Here is an 18,687-nt window from a genome sequence, read left to right on the forward strand (position 1 = left end):
CGGAGCTGCAAATCGATGCAGCCCCGCGCCCCTGAACGCGTCCGATCACCCGAGTCAAGCCACGAACGTACGAGGCGGCTCCCCCGCCCCCGACCCGCCGCTCTCCACCACCCTCGCCGCAGCGGCCAAGCGGGCCGCCGCCTCGTCGGCCACCGCACCCCCGACGGTGAACGGCAGTCGCACATACCCCTCGAAAGCGCCGTCGACCCCGAACCGCGGCCCCGACGGCACCCGCACGCCCACCCGCTCACCGACCTCCGCCAGGCGCGACCCGGACAAGCCCCCGGCCCGCACCCACAACGTCAGGCCGCCCTGCGGTACCTCGAACTCCCATGAGGGCAGTTCCTTGCGCAGCGCCGCCACCAGCGCGTCCCGGTTCTCCCGGGCCTGGCATCGCCGCAGCTCGACCGCCTGCTCCCACCCCCCGGTGCTGAACAGCCAGTTCACGGCGAGCTGCTCGAGGACCGGCGTCCCGAGGTCGGCGTAGGCCCGCGCGGCGACCAGGCTGCGGATCACGTCCGGTGCCCCCCGGACCCACCCGATCCGCATCCCCGCCCAGAACGCCTTGCTCGCGGAGCCGACGGTGACCACGGTGGATCCGGCGGGGTCGAAGGCGCACACCGGCCGCGGCATCGAGACGTCCTCGTCCAGCCACAGCTCGCTCATCGTCTCGTCCGCCACCAGCACGGTCCCCGCGGACCGCGCCGCCTCCACCAACTGCCGCCGCTGGTCCTCGCCGGCCAGCGCACCGGTCGGATTGTGGAAATCGGCGACGACATAGGCGATCCGCGGCGCCGCGTCCCGCAGCACCTGGCGCCAGCGGTCGATGTCCCAGCCGGTCAGCCCCTCCGCCATCGCGACCGGCACGAGCCGGGCGCCCGCCTCCCGCATCAGCTGGAGGATGTTCGCGTAGGACGGGGACTCCACCGCGATGCGCTCGCCCCGGCCCCCGAAGAGGTGACAGATCGCGTCGATCGCGCCCATCGCCCCGGTCGTGACCATGATCTGCTCGGGCATCGTCGGGATCCCGCGCGCGGTGTACCGCTCGGCGATCATCGCGCGCAGAGCCGGCAGACCCGCCGGGTAGTCCCCGTGCGTGTGGGCGTACGGCGGCAGTTCCTCCAGGGCCCCCTGCACCGCACGCGTCAGCCACGGTTCGGGGGCGGGCAGTGCCGCGCAGCCCAGGTCGATCATCGAGCCGAGGGCCTCGGGCGGGAGGGGTTCGAGACCGCGCGCGGGGAGCGGGTTCCCGGCCGGTACGGCCGTCCAGCTGCCCGCGCCGCGCCGGGACTCCAGGAAGCCCTCGGCCCGCAGCGCCTCGTAGGCCGCCGCCACGGTCGTACGGCTGACGGACAGGGAGAGGGCCAGCTCCCGTTCCGCGGGAAGCCGGGCGGCGACCGGAACTCGCCCTTCCAGGACCAGCAGGCGGATGCCGTCGGCGAGCGCGCGATAGGCCGGCGGGCGGCGCGTGCCGGGGCCCGCCGGCCGGTCCTGTTGAGAGTTGAGCAGCCGGGCGAGCTGCGCCGCACCCACCGCCGAGGTCCACTGCGCCACTGAAATCAGTCCACCTTCCCCGAATTGGCCATGGATGGCGTGTCATCCCAAGCCACAGGGTGTCATGCGTCAGGCCACTACCACCACAGGGGGACCAGCCTTGTCCACGCAGAGCCGTCTGGGACGACGGTTGATCCAGCTGTACGTCGGACTCGCCCTGTACGGGGCCAGCTCGGCGCTGCTCGTCGAGGCGGGCCTCGGCCTCGAGCCCTGGGGCGTGCTGCACCAGGGGCTCGCCGAGCTGACGGGGCTGTCGATCGGTGTCGTGTCGATCATCGTGGGGGCGGCGGTGCTGCTCCTGTGGATCCCGCTGCGCCAGCGGCCGGGCCTCGGCACGGTCTCCAACGTCTTCGTGGTCGGCATCGCCATGGACGCCACCCTCGCCGCGGTCCCCGACCTGCACGGTCTGGCCGTGCGCGTCCCTCTCCTGATGGTCGGCATCGTGCTCAACGGTGTGGCCACCGGCCTCTACATCGCCGCCAGCTTCGGCCCGGGCCCGAGGGACGGTCTGATGACCGGGCTGCACCGGCGGACGGGACGCTCGATCCGGCTGATGCGTACCGCGGTCGAAGTGGCCGTCGTGGTCACGGGATTCGCGCTCGGCGGCACCATCGGCGTCGGAACCGTCCTCTACGCGGTGTCGATCGGCCCGCTCGCCCAGGTCTTCCTGCGCGTGTTCGCCGTTCCCCCGGCATCCGACGGCAGCACGGTCGTTGCCACCGGGCAACCGCGCGGAGCGATACTGCGTCCGTGACCTCGCGGATACGCCACCCCTACCTCGACCATCCCGGCCCCATCCCCTTCGCCCACCGGGGCGGGGCGGCGGACGGCCTGGAGAACACCGCGTTCCAGTTCCGGCGGGCGGTCGAGGCGGGCTACCGGTACCTGGAGACCGACGTCCACGCCACGACGGACGGCAAGCTGGTCGCCTTCCATGACGAGACCCTGGACCGGGTGACCGACGGGGCGGGCCGGATAGCGGATCTGTCCTGGGCGGAGGTACGTCACGCGCGCGTGGCGGGCAAGGAGCCCGTGCCACTGTTCGAGGAGCTCCTGGAGACCTTCCCCGACGCCCGCTGGAACGTGGACCTCAAGGCCGAACCGGCCCTCCAGCCGCTGCTGGACCTCGTCGAGCGCACCAACACCTGGGACCGGATCTGTGTCGGCTCCTTCTCCGAGGCGCGGGTGATGCGCGCCCAGCGGCTGGCCGGACCACGCCTGGCGACGTCGTACGGCATCCGGGGGGTGCTCAACCTGCGGCTGCGCTCGTGGGGAGTCCCGGCCGCGCTGCGCCGCTCGGCGGTCGCCGCCCAGGTGCCCGAGGCACAGTCCGGCATCCAGGTGGTCGACCACCGCTTCGTGCGTGCCGCCCACGCGCGCGGGCTGCAGGTGCATGTGTGGACCATCAACGAGCCCGATCGCATGCACCGGCTTCTGGACCTGGGAGTGGATGGCATCATGACCGATCACATCGACACACTGCGCAAGGTCATGGAGGACCGGGGCGTCTGGGTCTGACCCACGTCCGACCCGCTCGTTCCCCGGTCCGCGCACGGCACTTCACGGGGAAGCGAGGGCACGGGTGGGCACCGACACCGTGCGGGCGGACGCGGCCGACGCGGCCGACGACCGGCGGCGTGAGCAACGCGGCTGGTACTTCTACGACTGGGCGTGCTCCGTCTACTCGACGAGCGTGCTCACCGTGTTCCTCGGCCCCTATCTGACGTCGGTCGCGAAGCACGCGGCGGACGCGGACGGATACGTCCATCCCCTGGGCATCCCCGTGCGGGCCGGCTCCTTCTTCGCGTACTCGGTGTCCCTGTCGGTGATCGTGGCCGTGCTGGTGATGCCCCTGGTGGGTGCCGCCGCCGACCGCAGCGGCCGCAAGAAGCCCCTCCTGGCGGCCGCCGCCTACACCGGGGCCGCCGCGACGACCGGCATGTTCTTCCTCGGCGGCGACCGCTATCTCCTCGGTGGCGTCCTCCTGGTCGTCGCGAACGCGGCGCAGTCGGTCGGAACGATGCTCTACAACTCCTACCTCCCGCAGATCGCCCCGCCCGAGGAGCGCGACGCCGTCTCCTCCAAGGGCTGGGCCTTCGGTTATGCCGCGGGCGCCCTGGTGCTGGTCGCGAACCTCGTTCTCTACATGGGCCACGACTCCTTCGGCCTCTCCGAGAGCGCCGCCGTCCGCATCTGCCTTGCCTCGGCGGGGCTGTGGTGGGGCGCGTTCGCGCTGATTCCGCTGCGCCGGCTGCGCGACCGCGGGCCGGTCGCGCGGGAGGCGAAGGAGTCCACGGCCCCTGGCTTCCGCCAGCTCGCCGCCACCGTCCGCGACATGCGCCGCCACCCGCTCACGCTCGCCTTCCTCCTGGCGTACCTGATCTACAACGACGGCATCCAGACCGTGATTTCCCAGGCCTCGCTCTACGGCTCCGAGGAACTGGATCTCGGGCAGTCGACGCTCATCGCGGCCGTGCTCCTGGTCCAGGTGCTCGCGGTGGCGGGAGCGCTGGCGCTCGGCCGGCTCGCGCGGACCTACGGGGCCAAGCGCACGATCCTCGGCTCGCTGGTCGCCTGGGCGGTGGTCTTGGGGGCCGGGTTCTTCTTGCCCGCGGGCGCGCCCGGGTGGTTCTTCGTGCTGGCCGCCGGCATCGGGCTCGTGCTCGGCGGCAGCCAGGCCCTGTCCCGCTCCCTGTTCTCCCATCTCGTCCCGCCCGGCAAGGAGGCCGAGTACTTCTCGGCGTACGAGATGAGCGACCGCGGGATGAGCTGGCTGGGCCCGCTGCTGTTCGGGATCACCTACCAGCTGACGGGAAGTTATCGGGACGCGATCATCTCGCTGGTGGCCTTCTTCGTCATCGGATTCGCCCTGCTCGCGCGGGTTCCGGTACGGCGGGCGATCAGCGACGCGGGCAACCCTGTACCCGAAAGGATTTAGCGTTCAACACCAAAGCGCTGTAGTGTACGCGTTTGGCCTGCCAGGCGTACCGTTACTGCGCGTCAAAGATGACGAAACGCTGGGTGACATCTGCTTGCAGATGTGACAAACCGGGCGCTGGTGGGTACAACAAGGGGCGGCTACGACGGCGACGCATTGCCCGGGACGGGACCCGGAACGGGAATCTTTACCGCCGACCGGACGTTGACCGGTATGACGACGACAGCGACACCTGTCCTGTGGGCGACAAGCCCGGGAGGCACGATTCATGAGTGAGCGAGCTCTTCGCGGCACGCGCCTCGTGGTGACCAGCTACGAGACGGACCGCGGCATCGACCTGGCCCCGCGCCAGGCCGTGGAGTACGCATGCGAGAAGGGACATCGCTTCGAGATGCCCTTCTCGGTCGAGGCGGAGATTCCGCCGGAGTGGGAGTGCAAGGTCTGTGGGGCCCAGGCACTCCTCGTGGACGGCGACGGCCCTGAAGAGAAGAAGGCCAAGCCCGCGCGTACGCATTGGGACATGCTGATGGAGCGACGCACCCGAGAGGAACTCGAAGAGGTCCTTGAGGAGCGTCTGGCGGTTCTGCGTTCCGGCGCGATGAACATCGCTGTTCATCCCCGGGACAGCCGCAAGTCGGCCTGAGCGGGAACACAGCGCATACAAGTAACCGCGGGCGCGGTACGTGATTCACGTACCGCGCCCGCGGTTTGTGCTGCTTGCGGCTGCCCCCGGCCGGCTTCCCCGCGTCAGCGGGTGAGCGGCGGGCGCGGCCCCTGCGGGGTGTCGTCGCCCGGCTCGTCCCGGACGATCACCTCGCCCTGGACCACCTTGCCGTCCGGGCGCTGCATACGGGCCTGCTGGAACGCGTCGCCCAGGGTGCCGGGGGCGGCGGCGCGGAGCCTGCGGTCGAAGGTGCGCTCGGCGTAGCGGCCGACGGCCCTCTGGACCGGCGGGACGAGCAGGAGCAGTCCCACCGCGTCGGAGAGCAGGCCGGGGATCATCAGGAGCAGGCCCCCCAGCATCATCAGGCCGTTGCCACCGCTGCCGGAGCTCGACGGGGCCCCGCCCCGCTGGAGCGCCTCGTTCAGGTTCTGGAAGGCGCGGCGGCCGGCCCGCTTGATGACCACCGAGCCGAGTACGAAGCCGGCGACCAGCAGCAGGAACACCGCAAATCCGCTCGCCGCGCCCGCCACCACGGTCAGCAGCCAGATCTCCAGCACCAGCCAGGCGGCGAGGCCCAGCGGCAGGAAGGTGCGCACACGGGAGCGGCGGGGCCGGGCGGGGTAGGTGGGGGTCGGAGCGCCTGTCGTCATGCGTCCAGTGTGCCTGGGCGCGGCTCAACACGGCATAAGGGGACGATCAACCACGCCTGTGAGGTCGTAGGCCTACGGCTGTGCGCGCTTCCCGCGTGCGGTGATCCTGCCGACCCGCTCCCCCACACCCCAGGTGGTGACCCGCCACAGGGCTTCCACGAGGATGTCGCGGCTCATCTTGGAGTCGCCGAGTTCACGCTCGACGAAGGTGATGGGCACCTCGACGACGTGGTAGCCGGCCTTTACCGCGCGGCGGGCCAGGTCGACCTGGAAGCAGTAGCCCTGGGAGGCGACGTCGTCCAGGCCGAGACCTTCGAGGGTCTCGCGGCGGAAGGCCCGGTAGCCGCCCGTGATGTCACGCAGGGGCAGGTCGAGGGCGACGCGCGAGTAGAGGCTGCCGCCGCGGGAGATGAACTCGCGGGACTTGGGCCAGTTCACGACCCGGCCGCCGGGCACCCAACGGGAGCCGAGGACCAGGTCGGCGCTCCTGAGGGCGGTCAGCAGGCGGGGCAGTTCCTCGGGCTGGTGGGAGCCGTCGGCGTCCATCTCGACCAGGACGCCGTAGCCGTTCTCCAGACCCCAGTGGAAGCCCGCGAGATAGGCGGCGCCGAGGCCCTCCTTGCCCTTGCGGTGCAGGACCTGGACGTGGTCGTCCTCGACGGCCAGTTCGTCGGCGAGCTTGCCGGTGCCGTCGGGGCTGTTGTCGTCGGCCACCAGGACGTGTGCCTCCGGGACGGCCTTGCGGACGCGGCCGACGATGGCCTTGACGTTCTCCGCCTCGTTGTAGGTCGGAATGATCACCAACGCCGTGCCGAGCGGGCCGAATCGCCTCTCCTGGCCCGTGTGGGTCCCGTCACCGTCGTTCACTGCTGCCCCTTCGAGTCAATGCGCAGGCGTCCACCATAGTGCGCACGGCCTGCGATGACGTGACAAGGCGTTCGTATGCTGGTGTCGTTTCCACAAGAGCGGGGTAAGGATAGGACTTTTCGGCCACCTTGGCGGAATTGCCGCCCTCGCTGCGGATGGGGGCCCGGCGCCCTTCGGGCCGACCTGGGGCCCGCTGGCTGCGGGTCGACCGAAAGCCGTTGTCTACTGAGCGCCCGGGCCCCACCCGGGTCACACCTCCCCGGCCGGACAGAACGTTCCCTCGCCGTGGCGCAAGCGCTGAGCCTGGCTCCCAGTGGCGGTGTTCCGGTGCGGCACACCGTCCCTGACCCAGCGGCGCTGCGACGACTGGGCGGAGGTTCCCCGGTCGGGCGTCCGGTGGTGGACCCGGCCGAACCTACCGGCCCCCTGCCGTCGGCTGTCAACAGTCGTTCGACCTGCACATCTGCAGACAACCCGCTGGTCAGGGCGGAGGATGCGCAGGTCGCGCGACAGCGGGACGGCGGGCGATCGTCACCCCGCCACCCCCGGAGATCACTCGCCCGGCCGTACGAAGACCGTCCGTCCGCCGACCACGGTCCGCAGGCAGACGGGCAGGTCACGGCCCGGCGTCAGGTCGGGCAGGCCGGGGGTGCCGGAGCGGGGGTCGGTGGACCAGCGGGCGACCCGGTCGTCAGGGGCCTGCACGACCAGTTCGCCGGTGCGCCACACGGCGTAGTCGGCCGGGGCGCCGGGCACCAGGACGCCCGCGTCTTCCCGGCCGACCGCCCGCCAGCCGCCGCGGGTGTGCGCGGTGAACGCGGCGCGCACGGAGACGCGGTGCTCGGGGGTCCGGTGGAAGGCGGCCGCGCGGACCGTGCCCCACGGGTCGAGCGGGGTGACGGGGCTGTCGGAGCCGAAGGCGAGCGGGACACCGGCGCGCAGGAGGGCCGCGAAGGGGTTCAGACGGCTCGCCCGCTCCCGGCCCAGGCGCCGGGCGTACATGCCGTCCTCGCCGCCCCACAGGGCGTCGAAGGCGGGCTGAACGGAGGCGGTCAGACCGAGTTCGGCGAAGGCGGCGATGGCCTCGGGGGACAGCATCTCGACGTGCTCGACGCGGTGCCGGGCGGCCCGGACGCGGGCGAGGCCGAGTTTCTCCGCCACGGCGCGGACGCCGTCGACCACCGCGGTCACCGCCGCGTCACCGATCGCGTGGAAGCCGGCCTGCAGGCCCGCTTCGGTGCAGGCCGCGACATGGGTGGCCACGGCGGCGGCGTCCAGATAGGCGAGGCCGGTGTGGTCGGCGTCGGTGTACGGCTCGTGCAGGCACGCGGTGTGGGAGCCGAGGGCGCCGTCGACGAAGAGGTCTCCGGCGGCGCCGAGCGCGCCGAGCTCGCGCGCCTTGTCGACGTCCTGCTCCGCCCAGTAGCCGACCACCCTCGGGCCCGGCTGCTCACTCGCCAGCCGCAGCAGCCCCGTGAAGTCGTCCTCCGAGGAGATCTCGGGGCCTGCGCATTCGTGAAGAGTGCCGATGCCGAGGGAGGCGGCGTGGGTGAGGGCGGCGCGCTGCGCCTCCGCGCGCTGGACCGGCGAGACGGAGCCGAGAGCCTTGGCACGGACCGTGTGGTGGGCGTCCGCCGTGAGGGGTCCGTCCACCGCCCCGAGGGACGTCATGTCGAGGAGGGCTGTCGTGGCGACCGCCGAATGGACGTCGATGCGGCTCAGATAGAGGGGGCGGCCGCCGGTGGCCTCGTCGAGTTCCTCGCGTGCGGGCGGCCGGTTCTCGGGCCAGCGGGCGGCGTCCCAGCCGTGGCCGAGGAGGACGCGGTCGTGGGGGCGGGCGGCGGCGAACTCCCGTACGAGGGTCAGCGCCGCGTCCAGGGAGGGGGCGTCGGAGAGGTCCAGGCCGGTGAGGGCAAGCCCCGTCGCGGTGGTGTGCACATGTGCGTCCGTGAACGCGGGGGTGACCAGAGCTCCGTCCAGGTCCACGGTCTCGTCGACACCGTCGGCGAAGGCGTCGGCGGCACCCTCGGAACCGACCCAGGCCACCTGTCCGCGTTCGACGACCATCGCGGTGGCGAAAGGGTCGGCGGGGCTGTGGACCTCGCCGCGGCGGAGGAGGACGGTGTTCGGTTCACTCATGAGGGACAGTGTTCCAGGGGCCGTCCCGCCTCCGGGGCGCGGGTTGCCCGGTCAAGGGAACGGACACCGCCTGATCAGATGCGAGGCGGCCTTGCCTCGTACGGGGTCGACAGCACCACCGTCGTGCGCGTCGAGACGCCCGCGAGCGACCTCAGGCGAGCCAGCAGCTCCTCCAGCTCGTGCGGAGTCGCCACCCGCACTTTGAGGATGTAGTTCTCGTCGCCCGCCACGCTGTGGCACGCCTCGATCTCGGGGACGCCGGCCAGGCGGTCCGCGATGTCGTCGGGGGCGCTGGGGTCGAACGGTTTCACCGAGATGAAGGCGGTCATGGGCAGGCCCACCGCCTCGGGATCGACCACCGCGGCGTACCCGCGGATGACACCCCGCTGCTCCAGCCGTCGCACCCGCTGGTGCACGGCCGAGGTGGACAGGCCCGTGGCCTTGCCCAGGTCCGTGTAACTCATCCGCCCGTCCTTGACGAGCAGCTGCACGATTTGTCGGTCCAGCTCCTCCATGGCGCAAGAACCTACAGTGCGCCTGATCTCCTCGGATACCTGAGTGCCCCAGGTCATGCCCGGTTCGTGATGTGACGGCGAGGTGCCTGTGCGTCGCCTGAGGGACAAACGGGCCGCCACGGGCATCTGCGAGTGGCATGTGACGAAGGCCACACCCCCGCGAGGGCCTCCGTGATGTTCTCGTGATTACCGCCATGACGGGACGGGAAGTGCTTGCTGTGGTCGAGGCCGCAGCGCCTTCACGGCCCAGTCCGAGGGGGAGAACCCAATGCAGAGTCTTCAGCGTCCTGGTCGCACCGCGCCCAAGCGCCTCCAGGCGGTTGCCGAGTCCGAGCCGGAGAGTGTCGAACCTGACGTTCTCGACGAGGAGTTCGACGCGTACGACACCTTCGAGATGTACCGGGTGATCTGCCCGGACTGCGCGCAGCCCATCGCCCTACTGGCGGACGAGGAGGTGCTGCCGGAGCACGCGCTGTGCGCCTCGCCGTGGAATCCGTTCGGCCTCACGGTCTGCGCCGGTACGGGTCGCAAGGCCGCCGAGGCCCGGTCGGCGGACGAGTCGGCTGAGCCCCAGGAGCAGGACACGGCCCTGCTGTTGACGCTCCCTCAGGGACTCGACTGGCGGACCCAGCCGTTCTCGCACGTCGGTGGCCCGGCTTCGCGCCCCATGCGCATGCCGGTGATGCGCCGCCAGGCCGCCTGAGCCACCGCGCTCAGCCCCAGTAGCTGCCCTGCACCATGGCCCGCAGGCTGCCGTGGTGCAGGATCAGTGTGTCCGGGTCCGCCGGTACGGCCACTTCGCCGAAGTGCGCCTGGCGGTAGGCGATACGCAGCATGACGATCGCGTGCCGCAGCGCGGCGTACAGCGTGAAGAAGTCCATGTCGTGCGGGGTGTGGCCGGTGAGTTCGGCGTAGCGGGACTCGATCCGGTCCCGGCGCAGGAAGTCGGGCAGTCCGCGCCGGCCGAAGGCGACCGTCAGGTCCTGGAAGAAGCGGTGCAGGTAGACGGTCCAGCCCAGGTCGACCTCGCGCGGGGCCAGGGCCGCCATCTCCCAGTCCAGTACGGCGACGGGCTCGAAGCCGTCGTAGATCACGTTGCCGATGCGTGCGTCGCCCCAGTTGAGGACGGGTAGCCCCGGGTCGGGCGGCCAGAGTTCCTCCAGCCGGTCGAAGGCCTGCTCGATGAGGGGTGAGCGGGCGAGTCCCTCGACCACCCAGTCGTAGTAGGCGCGTTGGGCGGCGACATGGCGGCGCAGCGCGTCTCCCTCGCCGGGCTGTTCCAGGAACTCGGCTTCAGCCGTGGGGACCTGGTCGTGCAGACGGGCCAGCAAACCGATCGTGGCCGCCTCCAGGTGCTCTCGCTCGGCGTCGCTCGCGGCATGCAGCCAGTTGCCCTCGTAGGTGTAGGGCATGACGTCCGGCGGTACACGTCCCCGCACGCGCTCCATGACGAAGAAGGGCGCCCCGAGCGGACCCGGGTCTTCCTCCAGCCACCGCACCTTCGGCACGGGAAGGTCCGTGCAGCGAGACACCGTCCGCATCGTGCGGTACTGGCGGGCCAGGTCGTAGACCGGGAAGACCGGGTACGCCCAGGGGTCCGCGGCGAGCCGCAACGCGCAGGACCGCAGGGGCGGTTCGGGGTGTTCGATGTCGAAGAGCAGGGTCTCACTGGACAGGCCGTTCGCGGCGGGGACGGTGAGGCCGACGGCTTTCGCGCCGGGCAGGCGTTCGGCGAGCCAGGCGGTGAGACGGTGGGCGAGTTCCTCCGGGTCGCGGGTGGTGGTGCGGGGGCGGGGTGCCGTGGCCATGTCGTCAACTCCCTTACGAACCAGGCTGCTTCAAGGGGCCACCGAGTCGAAACCGGTGAAGCCGCTCGGTTCGTGCCGTCCGAACGAGCCGTGTTCGAAGATGCCGTGTCCGATCCGGCCGTCCAGCCGGAAGCGGGCGGCGTGGTCGGTGACGCCGAAGGCGGCCAGGGGGTGCGGCTCGGTCAGGTCATAGGCGCGGCGGTCGGTCCAGTCGCGGCCCTGCCAGGTGCCGTGCTGCCAGTCGTCGGCCGGCGGGTAGCCTGCGCCGAGCGCGAGCGGTGAGGAGGTGAGGATCTCCACCTCCAGCTCCATGGGCTTGCGGAGGTCACCGAGGTGGACGAGGGCGCGTTCGGGGTGGCGGGTACCGGAGCGGTAGGTGATCTCGGCCTGGGGCCAGCCGAGTTGACGGTCGCGGTGGCCCGGGCGGACCAGGGTCGCGTCGTTGAGCGAGCGGTGGCCGTCGGCGTCCTCCTGGACGATCACCATGAGAAAGCGGTCCTCGAAGCGGACCGGGCACCAGATCCAGTGGAAACCCGAGGTCGGATGTTCCTCGGCGAACCGGCCCCCCTCCTCCCCCGGCACCGGCCGCACCCCCCAGCTGCGGTCCCGGGTTCCGGTCCAGCCCCGCACGCGCAGCTCACGCCCGCCCACCCGGATCCAGCCGTCGCAGTGCCCGGCCTGCACGAACCGCCTGCCCTCCAGGGTGAGCCGGCCGCCCCGGCGCTGGAGGTGGTGCGGCTCCCAGAGGGCCGGGAAGTCGGCGGTCCAGTTGATCTCGTACGACAGCCCGTCCGGGTCGTCCGGGTCCGCATCGCAGCTCAACACGAAGTCGCGCAGGGGGCGTTCGACGAGGATGCGCAGGGGGCCGACGGCCAGGTTCGTCCGGGAGTCGTCGTGCAGGGCGTCCGAGGCGCGGACCGCGTGGAGGGTGTCGCCGAGGCGCAGGGTCGCATAGGCGTCGATCACGCCGAGGTTGGGGTACACGCCGAGCCCGAGGATCAGCAGGGCGCGTCCGTCGTGGTCGAGGACATGGAAGATGCAGCGGTCGTAGGCGTTGCGGTCCCCCGTCGCCACGTACTTCATGGACAGGGGCACCTGGTGCACGGGGTACTCGTCGAGCGGTACGGGGCGGTCGTCGGTCATGGCCAACCTCCCTGCCTGCGGTTGGCTGACGGTACGTCAGACCGCCGTGCGTGGCCAGATGTCCGGCCGGACGTCCGTGAACTCACGCTCGATTGCGGACACCGGTGACCCGGCAGCCAACTTCGCGTTGCCCCGGTATGACCCGTACGTATGCACCGGTCGCAGAATCGGCCCCGTCGGCCCCGTCGGCCCCGTCGGCCCCGTCGCCGTTTCGTCCGGCCCCGCCGCCGCTCCAGGACCCGCCCATCTACCGGGACCTGATGCACACCTGGGCCACCCGCGGCCGGACCCTGCCGGGGCGCCACGACCCGGAGTGGGCACGGCTCGCGGCGCCGCAGGTCAGACCGGGTGAGTTCAGCGCGTCTCCGGACCCGCTAGGTGACGGGCGATGACCATCCGCTGGATCTGGTTGGTGCCCTCGACGATCTGCAGGACCTTGGCCTCGCGCATGTACCGCTCGGCCGGGAAGTCCGCGGTGTAGCCGTAGCCGCCGAGGACCTGGACGGCGTCGGTGGTGACCTTCATCGCGGTGTCGGTGCAGTGCAGCTTGGCCATGGCCGCCTGCTTGGCGAAGGGCCGTCCGGCATCCCGCAGCCGGGCCGCCGCGAGGTACAGCGCCCGGCCCGCCTCGATCTGGGTCGCCATGTCGGCGAGCATGAAGCGCAGCCCCTGGAAGTCGGCGATCGGCCGCCCGAACTGCAGTCTCCCGGTCGCGTAGCCGACCGCCTCGTCGAGGGCCGCCTGGGCCACTCCGATCGCGCAGGCCGCGATGCCGAGCCGCCCCGAGTCGAGCGCGGACAGGGCGATCGCGAAGCCCTGCCCCTCGTCGCCGATGCGCCGCCCGTCCGGCACGCGCACCCCGTCGAAGTGGACCTGGGCGGTGGGCGAGCCCTTCATGCCCATCTTCTTCTCCGGGGCCGCGGCGCTCACGCCCTCCGCGTCCGCGGGCACCAGGAACGCGGTGATCCCGCGCGCCCCCTCCTCGCCGGTGCGGGCCATGACGGTGTAGAAGTCGGCGACCCCGCCATGGGTGATCCAGGCCTTGGTGCCGGTGATCACCCAGTCGGCGCCGTCCCGCATCGCTCTGGTGCGCAGCGAGGCCGCGTCCGAGCCGGACGAGGGCTCGGAGAGGCAGTAGGCGCCGAGCAGGCCGCCGCCGAGCATCGCGGGCAGGTGTTCGACCTGCTGCTCCTTGGTGCCGTAGGTGGCGAGCGCGTAGGAGGCGAGGGTGTGCACGCTGACACCGAGGCCGACGGTGAGGCGGGCCGCGGCGAGCTCTTCGAGGACCTGGAGGTAGACCTCGTACGGCTGGTCGGCCCCGCCGTGCTCGGAGTCGTAGGGCAGACCGAGCAGTCCGGTCCGGGAGAGCAGGGTGAAGACCTCGCGCGGGAAGTGCCCGGCGTCCTCCTCCTCGGCCGCCTCGGGGGCGATCTCACGCTGCGCGATGTCGCGCACGAGCGAGATCAGGTCCCGGGCCTCATCCGTGGGCAGTTGCCGGTCCACCGGCTGCGGGGCGCGGTCGGGCATGGCGACGCTCTCCTCCCTGTAGGGCGCTGGCGGGCGCACGCCGTGGGGTGGGGCGGCTCCGCAGGTCTCACTGGGCGCCGGTCGCTGCTCGCGTCTCCCGGGTCACGGAAGCTGCTGACCAGCGGCTGCGCCCTGTGAGTATGCCCGAAAGGAGACACCCGGTCACTGGTTAACGACCGCTCACTTCAAGATATACCGGCGCAATGGCGACCGGCCTCGCATCCACCCGGTATTGGTCCGAACCATTGACGAGGTGGTCTAGTCCTCCTACTGTTCCCGCAACGCTTCACCGCGTTCATGCCAATCGGCTGGCGTTCCCCTCTCCCCCACGAGGAGACACCGATGCACTTTCCCCACCGCGCCCGCTTCCGGGCGCTGATCTCCGCCGCGTGTTGCGCGGTCCTCAGCGCGGGCCTGCTGGCCGGCGCGAGCAACGCCACCGCGGCCGCCCCCTCAGCCACCCCCCGGGCGACACCGAAGGCGGCCGGTTCCAAGGTCGTCGGCTACTTCACCGAATGGGGCACCTACGACCGCAAGTACTACGTCAAGAACATCGAGACCTCCGGCTCGGCGGCGAAGCTGACCCACATCAACTACGCCTTCGGCAACGTCACCGGCGGCAAGTGCGCGATGGGCGACGCCTACGCGGCGACCGACCGGACCTACACGGCGGCCGAATCCGTGGACGGGGTCGCGGACACCTGGGACCAGCCGCTGCGGGGCAACTTCAACCAACTGCGCGAGCTGAAGAAGAAGCATCCGGGTCTGAAGGTCATCTGGTCGTTCGGCGGCTGGACCTGGTCGAGCGGCTTCGGTGAGGCCGCCCGCAACCCCGCCGCGTTCGCGCAGTCCTGCTACGACCTGGTCGAGAACTCCCGGTGGGCCGACGTCTTCGACGGCATCGACATCGACTGGGAGTACCCGAACGCCTGCGGCAACACCTGTGACACCAGCGGCCGAGAGGCGTTCAAGAAGCTGATGGCGGCGCTGCGTTCGAAGTTCGGGAGCGGTTCGCTGGTCACCGCCGCGATCACCGCGGACGCCACGGCCGGCGGCAAGATCGACGCGGCGAACTACGCGGGCGCGGCCCAGTACGTCGACTGGTACAACCCCATGACGTACGACTACTTCGGCGCCTGGGACGCGTCAGGACCGACGGCCCCGCACTCGCCGCTGAACTCCTACTCCGGGATCCCCAGGGCGGGTTACTACACTTCGGCGACCATCGCCAAGCTCAGGGGCCTCGGCATCCCGGCCTCGAAGCTGCTGCTCGGCATCGGCTTCTACGGTCGCGGCTGGACCGGTGTGACCCAGTCGGCGCCCGGCGGCACCGCGACGGGCCCGGCGGCGGGCACCTACGAGCAGGGCATCGACGACTACAAGGTGCTCAAGGCGAAGTGCCCGGCGACGGGGACGGTCGGCGGCACCGCGTACGCCAAGTGCGGGAACAACTGGTGGAGTTACGACACCCCCGCGACCATCGCGACGAAGATGACGTACAAGAACCAGCAGGGCCTGGGCGGCACCTTCTTCTGGGAGCTGAGCGGGGACACCTCGGGCGGAGAGCTGATCCGGGCGATCAACTGACCGGATCCGAAGAGGACTTGGGGCGGGGGGGACCACGAGCCTCCGCCCCAACCGGGTGCGAGCGTCAGCCGTCGCGGCGGGCCGGCGCCGGAGCCGGATGGGTCGGGTCCAGCTCCTCGATGGCGCGCATCGAGGCGCCGAGCGTCTTCACCAGGAGGTCGCGCATGGTGTCACGGGAGAGCTGGGGCGGACCGTCGATCCAGGCGAGGGTGGCGCCCTCGACGCTGCACACCCAGGCGAGCAGGCCCATCCGGGCCAGCGGGGAGATCTCGGTACGGCCGTACGCCCCCTCGGCGATGGTCGCGACGATCGCCTCCCGCACCCCGTCCCGGATCGCGTGCACCTCGGCGTCGAAACCGACACCGCCGCTGACGACGGTGCGGTAGGCCGCCTGGTTGTGTTCGGCGTACCGCAGATAGCTGTCCAGGGTGCGGTGGACGCGGTCCACCTGCCCCATCTCCAGGCCGCTCGCCGCGTAGGTGACCAGGTCGGCGACGGAGTCCTGGATGATCGCCAGGTAGTAGCCCCGCTTGGACTGGAAGTAGTAGTAGATCAGCCCCTTGGCGACATGCGCCTGCTTGGCGATGTCGTCCATGGAGAGCGCGTCGTAGGACGTGTCCGCGAACAACTTCCGCCCGATGGCGATGAGTTCGGCGCGGCGCGCAACCGAGCGCTCGGTGCCGCGGGCCCTCGGCCGGGCGGCTTCACGCTGATCACTGATATTCAAATTGCGACCCTGGTCTCGGCTGGCGGCGGGACGTGCGCAGTATGTCAGGTCACCTGTGGATCAGGTCACAGCAGGCCGAGCTGCGTGACGAGCATCGCGATCACCGCGACGAGGGTCCAGCCCGCGACGTGTTCGAGGATCTTCGGGCCGTCGTCCTCGGGGCCTCCCGTACGGGCGCGGGCGGCGGTGGCAGAGTGTGCGGTCATGTCATCTCGCTGATCTCGGATGTACTGGTCGGAACCCCCCGCCGATCCGTCCACCTTGCCACTGTCGGTCACTTTTGCGGCCGAGACCTTGGTCACAGCGACGGCCCCCGGCGGATGCCAGGGGCCGTCGCAGGGCGACTCAGCGCACGCCCACCGCCGCGAGCGCCTTGCGCTGGCGCGGCGTCGGGCACGCGGGGAAGTACAGATAGCAGACGCCTCCGGTGCCGGAGACGACCTTCCCACTGGCGTTGTACCGCTTGGTACGCAGCCAGATGTTCTCCCACTCGCGCCGCTTGTAGACGCGCCGCACCGCCTCGTCGCTCGGCGACGCCGGGTCGTTGGCGATCACATCGCCGTCTGCGGTGAAGCCGATCACGGTCATGAGGTGGCCCGAGGTGCCGTAACCGGCCCCCGTGAGCTCCTCCTTGAGGAACGACTGGGACGTTATGGCCGGGATACCGGCAGCGATCAGCGTCTCCAGGTCGGTGAGCGAGCCGAGCCGGGTCACCACTGCCTGGAGATCCTTGAAGGTGGCCGCGTAGGCCGCGTTGAACGGCCAGTTGCCACAGCCCGCGTACTGGTAGTCGTAGGTGTACCGGGCCGCGTGACACACCTGCGGGTCGGCGTAGGACGGATCGACCCAGGCCAGCTGCTCCTTGGTGAGCCGGCCGCCCCAGTACTCGATGATCATCTGCGAGGAGGTGGGGCTGCACCACGCCTCGCCGCCGTTGTCGTACTCCGGGTACTGGCCCTTGTGGATCTCCTGCGAGTAGCGCGGGACGATCAGCTCCCGCGCGAGGCCGGGCGTGGAGGCCGGGACGGTGAAACGGTCCGGGACGTCCGAGCCCATCGCTCCGAGCCGCCAGACGGTCGGCGTGTTCTTCGCGCCGGGCTTGCGGTACAGGGTCAGCCGCAGCCGGTACGACGCCAGACGCAGCCCGGTCGACGGGTCGTCGATGGCGAAGGTGTCCGTCCAGATGCTGCTCTTGCCGTCGGTCTGGTCGTCGACCGAGGTCCGCTTGATGTCCCCGTCACCGGCCGCCCAGCGGCCCATCACGTACCAGGGGGTGGCCGTGCCGTCGGAGTACGTCCCCTGGAGTTCGATCTGGATCCAGGTGCCGGCCGGGGTGCGGGCGTTCCAGGAGGCGATCACCTCGGTGGAGGGCACGGCGAGCGCGTGGACCGGCGAGGTCCAGGTCGCGTACTCCCAGGTGGCGGTGGTCCCGGTGTGCGGGTCGGTGTACTCGGTGGTGCCCGCGGGGGCGTCGATCACGACACCGGGACGGCTCCCGGCGACGGCACGGGCACCCTTCCCGGTGCCACGTCGCCAGTCGCTGTACGTGATCCAGGCGTGGTTGTCGACCAGGCGGGCGGTCTCGTCGGGCTCCGCGTCGGCCGCGTTGCCGACGGCGGTGGCGGGGCCCGCGCTGCCGGCCACCGCGGCGGCGGCCGCGACGGCCAGAAGGGTTCTGCGGGACGGCTGTTCGGCTCTGCTCATGGCTGGGAAGACCCCCAGGTCTCCGAGTCGGGGCGGGTCCACGTGCACGGTAGTGGGCCAACTATGGATGAGGCGGCATGCTCCTGCCAGCACTTCCGCCCATGTCACGCCCACGAATATTGGTCTCGTCCACTGGCATGACCTGGGAAGCTGCCGTTCCGGTGGCGATCACAGGCCCCTCACTAGACTGGACGGACCCGACCGCCCATCCGTATGAGCACCTTCAGGAACTCGTCATCCACTTCCTCGCCTCCCGGCTCCGCCGACTGCCCCCGTCCTGTGGTCCGGTCCGACTGATCGGTGTCGACGGACACGCCGGTTCCGGAAAGTCCACGTTCGCGGCGCGGTTGGCCGACGCTCTCGGCGGCGCACCCGTGCTGCACCTCGACGACATCGCCTGCCACGACGAACTCTTCGACTGGACCGGTCGCTTGCTGAGCGAGGTCATCACACCGCTCGGCCGCGGCGAGACCGCGCGGTACGGTGTCTACGACTGGCACACCCGCCGCTTCGGACCGTCCCGCGTCCTGCCGCCCGCGCCGGTGATCCTCCTGGAAGGGGTCGGCGCGGGTCGGCGCGCACTGCGCCCGCACCTGGCTCTGCTGCTGTGGATGGATCTGCCCCACGAGGAGTCCTGGGCGCGGGGTCGCTCGCGGGACGGGGCAGAGCTGCGTGCGTTCTGGGACGGCTGGGTCGAGGCGGAACAGCGGCATTTCGCCGAAGACCCGTCCCGGCCCTTCGCCGATCTCCTGGTACGTCAGCGACAGGAGGGGTACGAGATCGCCACCGGGGCCCCGGGGACCGCTGGTCCGGACCGCGATGTCACGCACGGTGACGGCCCGGCGGCGATGTGTTGAACCTGTG

Annotated in this window: 19 protein-coding genes; 8 read left to right on the plus strand and 11 right to left on the minus strand. The window is 71.0% G+C overall.

Annotated elements, in window-relative coordinates; all coding sequences use genetic code 11:
• Positions 1-54 precede the first annotated feature (54 nt).
• Positions 55-1,554, minus strand: coding sequence for a PLP-dependent aminotransferase family protein (locus ABZT06_RS37745; RefSeq protein WP_355751720.1), 1,500 nt, complete (start codon positions 1,552-1,554; stop codon positions 55-57).
• Between the two features lie 64 nt (positions 1,555-1,618).
• Here ABZT06_RS37745 and ABZT06_RS37750 point away from each other — a divergent pair, with 64 nt between their 5' ends.
• The 4 genes from ABZT06_RS37750 to ABZT06_RS37765 all read left to right on the plus strand — a co-directional run bounded on the left by ABZT06_RS37750 (position 1,619) and on the right by ABZT06_RS37765 (position 5,135).
• A complete protein-coding gene (locus ABZT06_RS37750; RefSeq protein ID WP_355751722.1) occupies positions 1,619-2,308 on the plus strand; it encodes a hypothetical protein in 690 nt (229 codons plus the stop codon).
• Complete coding sequence (locus ABZT06_RS37755; RefSeq protein WP_355751724.1) at positions 2,305-3,072, plus strand: glycerophosphodiester phosphodiesterase; 768 nt, start codon at positions 2,305-2,307, stop codon at positions 3,070-3,072. Before ABZT06_RS37750 ends, ABZT06_RS37755 begins: the two co-directional genes overlap by 4 nt.
• A gap of 64 nt (positions 3,073-3,136) precedes the next feature.
• The gene (locus ABZT06_RS37760; RefSeq protein WP_355751726.1) at positions 3,137-4,492 is read left to right on the plus strand and encodes an MFS transporter; all 1,356 of its coding nucleotides are present in this window, start codon (positions 3,137-3,139) and stop codon (positions 4,490-4,492) included.
• Between the two features lie 268 nt (positions 4,493-4,760).
• Positions 4,761-5,135 carry an RNA polymerase-binding protein RbpA gene (locus ABZT06_RS37765; protein WP_003977404.1) on the plus strand — a complete coding sequence of 125 codons (375 nt, stop codon included), beginning with the start codon at positions 4,761-4,763 and terminating at the stop codon, positions 5,133-5,135.
• Positions 5,136-5,239: 104 nt separating this feature from the next.
• On the opposite strand, the gene fxsA is transcribed toward ABZT06_RS37765, so the two are convergent.
• The 4 genes from fxsA to ABZT06_RS37785 form a co-directional block, all read right to left on the minus strand.
• Positions 5,240-5,806: an FxsA family membrane protein gene (gene fxsA / locus ABZT06_RS37770; protein WP_355751728.1), complete on the minus strand. Its 567-nt coding sequence runs from the start codon at positions 5,804-5,806 to the stop codon at positions 5,240-5,242.
• Between the two features lie 72 nt (positions 5,807-5,878).
• Positions 5,879-6,673: a polyprenol monophosphomannose synthase gene (locus tag ABZT06_RS37775; RefSeq protein WP_355751730.1), complete on the minus strand. Its 795-nt coding sequence runs from the start codon at positions 6,671-6,673 to the stop codon at positions 5,879-5,881.
• Between the two features lie 552 nt (positions 6,674-7,225).
• Positions 7,226-8,812, minus strand: a complete 1,587-nt coding sequence (locus tag ABZT06_RS37780; protein ID WP_355751732.1) for an amidohydrolase — start codon at positions 8,810-8,812, stop codon at positions 7,226-7,228.
• A gap of 74 nt (positions 8,813-8,886) precedes the next feature.
• Positions 8,887-9,327: an Lrp/AsnC family transcriptional regulator gene (locus tag ABZT06_RS37785; RefSeq protein WP_004002750.1), complete on the minus strand. Its 441-nt coding sequence runs from the start codon at positions 9,325-9,327 to the stop codon at positions 8,887-8,889.
• Positions 9,328-9,595: 268 nt separating this feature from the next.
• On the opposite strand from ABZT06_RS37785, the gene ABZT06_RS37790 reads away from it, so the two are divergent.
• Entirely contained in the window at positions 9,596-10,030 is a 435-nt protein-coding gene (locus ABZT06_RS37790) for a hypothetical protein (RefSeq protein ID WP_355751734.1), read from the plus strand.
• A 10-nt stretch (positions 10,031-10,040) separates the two neighbouring features.
• On the opposite strand, the gene ABZT06_RS37795 is transcribed toward ABZT06_RS37790, so the two are convergent.
• Positions 10,041-11,135 (minus strand): phosphotransferase family protein, encoded by a 1,095-nt coding sequence (locus ABZT06_RS37795; RefSeq protein WP_355751736.1) that lies wholly within the window; start codon positions 11,133-11,135, stop codon positions 10,041-10,043.
• A 30-nt stretch (positions 11,136-11,165) separates the two neighbouring features.
• A complete protein-coding gene (locus ABZT06_RS37800; protein ID WP_355751737.1) occupies positions 11,166-12,278 on the minus strand; it encodes a hypothetical protein in 1,113 nt (370 codons plus the stop codon).
• Between the two features lie 137 nt (positions 12,279-12,415).
• Here ABZT06_RS37800 and ABZT06_RS37805 point away from each other — a divergent pair, with 137 nt between their 5' ends.
• On the plus strand, positions 12,416-12,670 hold the full coding sequence (locus tag ABZT06_RS37805; protein WP_355751738.1) for a hypothetical protein: 255 nt from the start codon (positions 12,416-12,418) through the stop codon (positions 12,668-12,670).
• Here ABZT06_RS37805 and ABZT06_RS37810 read toward each other — a convergent pair.
• Positions 12,633-13,805: an acyl-CoA dehydrogenase family protein gene (locus tag ABZT06_RS37810; RefSeq protein ID WP_355751740.1), complete on the minus strand. Its 1,173-nt coding sequence runs from the start codon at positions 13,803-13,805 to the stop codon at positions 12,633-12,635. The genes ABZT06_RS37805 and ABZT06_RS37810 overlap by 38 nt on opposite strands.
• A gap of 342 nt (positions 13,806-14,147) precedes the next feature.
• On the opposite strand from ABZT06_RS37810, the gene ABZT06_RS37815 reads away from it, so the two are divergent.
• Entirely contained in the window at positions 14,148-15,392 is a 1,245-nt protein-coding gene (locus ABZT06_RS37815; RefSeq protein WP_355751742.1) for a glycoside hydrolase family 18 protein, read from the plus strand.
• Positions 15,393-15,456: 64 nt separating this feature from the next.
• On the opposite strand, the gene ABZT06_RS37820 is transcribed toward ABZT06_RS37815, so the two are convergent.
• The 3 genes from ABZT06_RS37820 to ABZT06_RS37830 all read right to left on the minus strand — a co-directional run bounded on the left by ABZT06_RS37820 (position 15,457) and on the right by ABZT06_RS37830 (position 17,823).
• The gene (locus ABZT06_RS37820) at positions 15,457-16,119 is read right to left on the minus strand and encodes a TetR/AcrR family transcriptional regulator (RefSeq protein WP_355751744.1); all 663 of its coding nucleotides are present in this window, start codon (positions 16,117-16,119) and stop codon (positions 15,457-15,459) included.
• 65 nt (positions 16,120-16,184) lie between these two features.
• Entirely contained in the window at positions 16,185-16,325 is a 141-nt protein-coding gene (locus ABZT06_RS37825; protein ID WP_106409930.1) for an SCO1431 family membrane protein, read from the minus strand.
• A gap of 139 nt (positions 16,326-16,464) precedes the next feature.
• Positions 16,465-17,823 (minus strand): peptidase C39 family protein, encoded by a 1,359-nt coding sequence (locus ABZT06_RS37830; protein ID WP_355751746.1) that lies wholly within the window; start codon positions 17,821-17,823, stop codon positions 16,465-16,467.
• A gap of 236 nt (positions 17,824-18,059) precedes the next feature.
• Between ABZT06_RS37830 and ABZT06_RS37835 the strand changes: the two genes are divergently transcribed.
• A complete protein-coding gene (locus ABZT06_RS37835) occupies positions 18,060-18,680 on the plus strand; it encodes a hypothetical protein (protein WP_355751835.1) in 621 nt (206 codons plus the stop codon).
• The last annotated feature ends 7 nt before the right edge of the window (positions 18,681-18,687 follow it).

The sequence above is a fragment of the Streptomyces sp. NPDC005483 genome, from assembly GCF_040606035.1.
Taxonomy (GTDB): domain Bacteria; phylum Actinomycetota; class Actinomycetes; order Streptomycetales; family Streptomycetaceae; genus Streptomyces.

Bases quoted from the DNA above. Each gene is read 5' to 3' on its own strand.
- ABZT06_RS37750 (WP_355751722.1), top strand. From the start codon at position 1,619: ATGCGTCAGGCCACTACCACCACAGGGGGACCAGCCTTGTCCACGCAG.
- ABZT06_RS37765 (WP_003977404.1), top strand. From the start codon at position 4,761: ATGAGTGAGCGAGCTCTTCGCGGCACGCGCCTCGTGGTGACCAGCTAC.
- fxsA (WP_355751728.1), bottom strand. From the start codon at position 5,806: ATGACGACAGGCGCTCCGACCCCCACCTACCCCGCCCGGCCCCGCCGC.
- ABZT06_RS37780 (WP_355751732.1), bottom strand. From the start codon at position 8,812: ATGAGTGAACCGAACACCGTCCTCCTCCGCCGCGGCGAGGTCCACAGC.
- ABZT06_RS37785 (WP_004002750.1), bottom strand. From the start codon at position 9,327: ATGGAGGAGCTGGACCGACAAATCGTGCAGCTGCTCGTCAAGGACGGG.
- ABZT06_RS37790 (WP_355751734.1), top strand. From the start codon at position 9,596: ATGCAGAGTCTTCAGCGTCCTGGTCGCACCGCGCCCAAGCGCCTCCAG.
- ABZT06_RS37795 (WP_355751736.1), bottom strand. From the start codon at position 11,135: ATGGCCACGGCACCCCGCCCCCGCACCACCACCCGCGACCCGGAGGAA.
- ABZT06_RS37800 (WP_355751737.1), bottom strand. From the start codon at position 12,278: ATGACCGACGACCGCCCCGTACCGCTCGACGAGTACCCCGTGCACCAG.
- ABZT06_RS37805 (WP_355751738.1), top strand. From the start codon at position 12,416: ATGACCCGTACGTATGCACCGGTCGCAGAATCGGCCCCGTCGGCCCCG.
- ABZT06_RS37810 (WP_355751740.1), bottom strand. From the start codon at position 13,805: ATGCCCGACCGCGCCCCGCAGCCGGTGGACCGGCAACTGCCCACGGAT.
- ABZT06_RS37815 (WP_355751742.1), top strand. From the start codon at position 14,148: ATGCACTTTCCCCACCGCGCCCGCTTCCGGGCGCTGATCTCCGCCGCG.
- ABZT06_RS37825 (WP_106409930.1), bottom strand. From the start codon at position 16,325: ATGACCGCACACTCTGCCACCGCCGCCCGCGCCCGTACGGGAGGCCCC.
- ABZT06_RS37830 (WP_355751746.1), bottom strand. From the start codon at position 17,823: ATGAGCAGAGCCGAACAGCCGTCCCGCAGAACCCTTCTGGCCGTCGCG.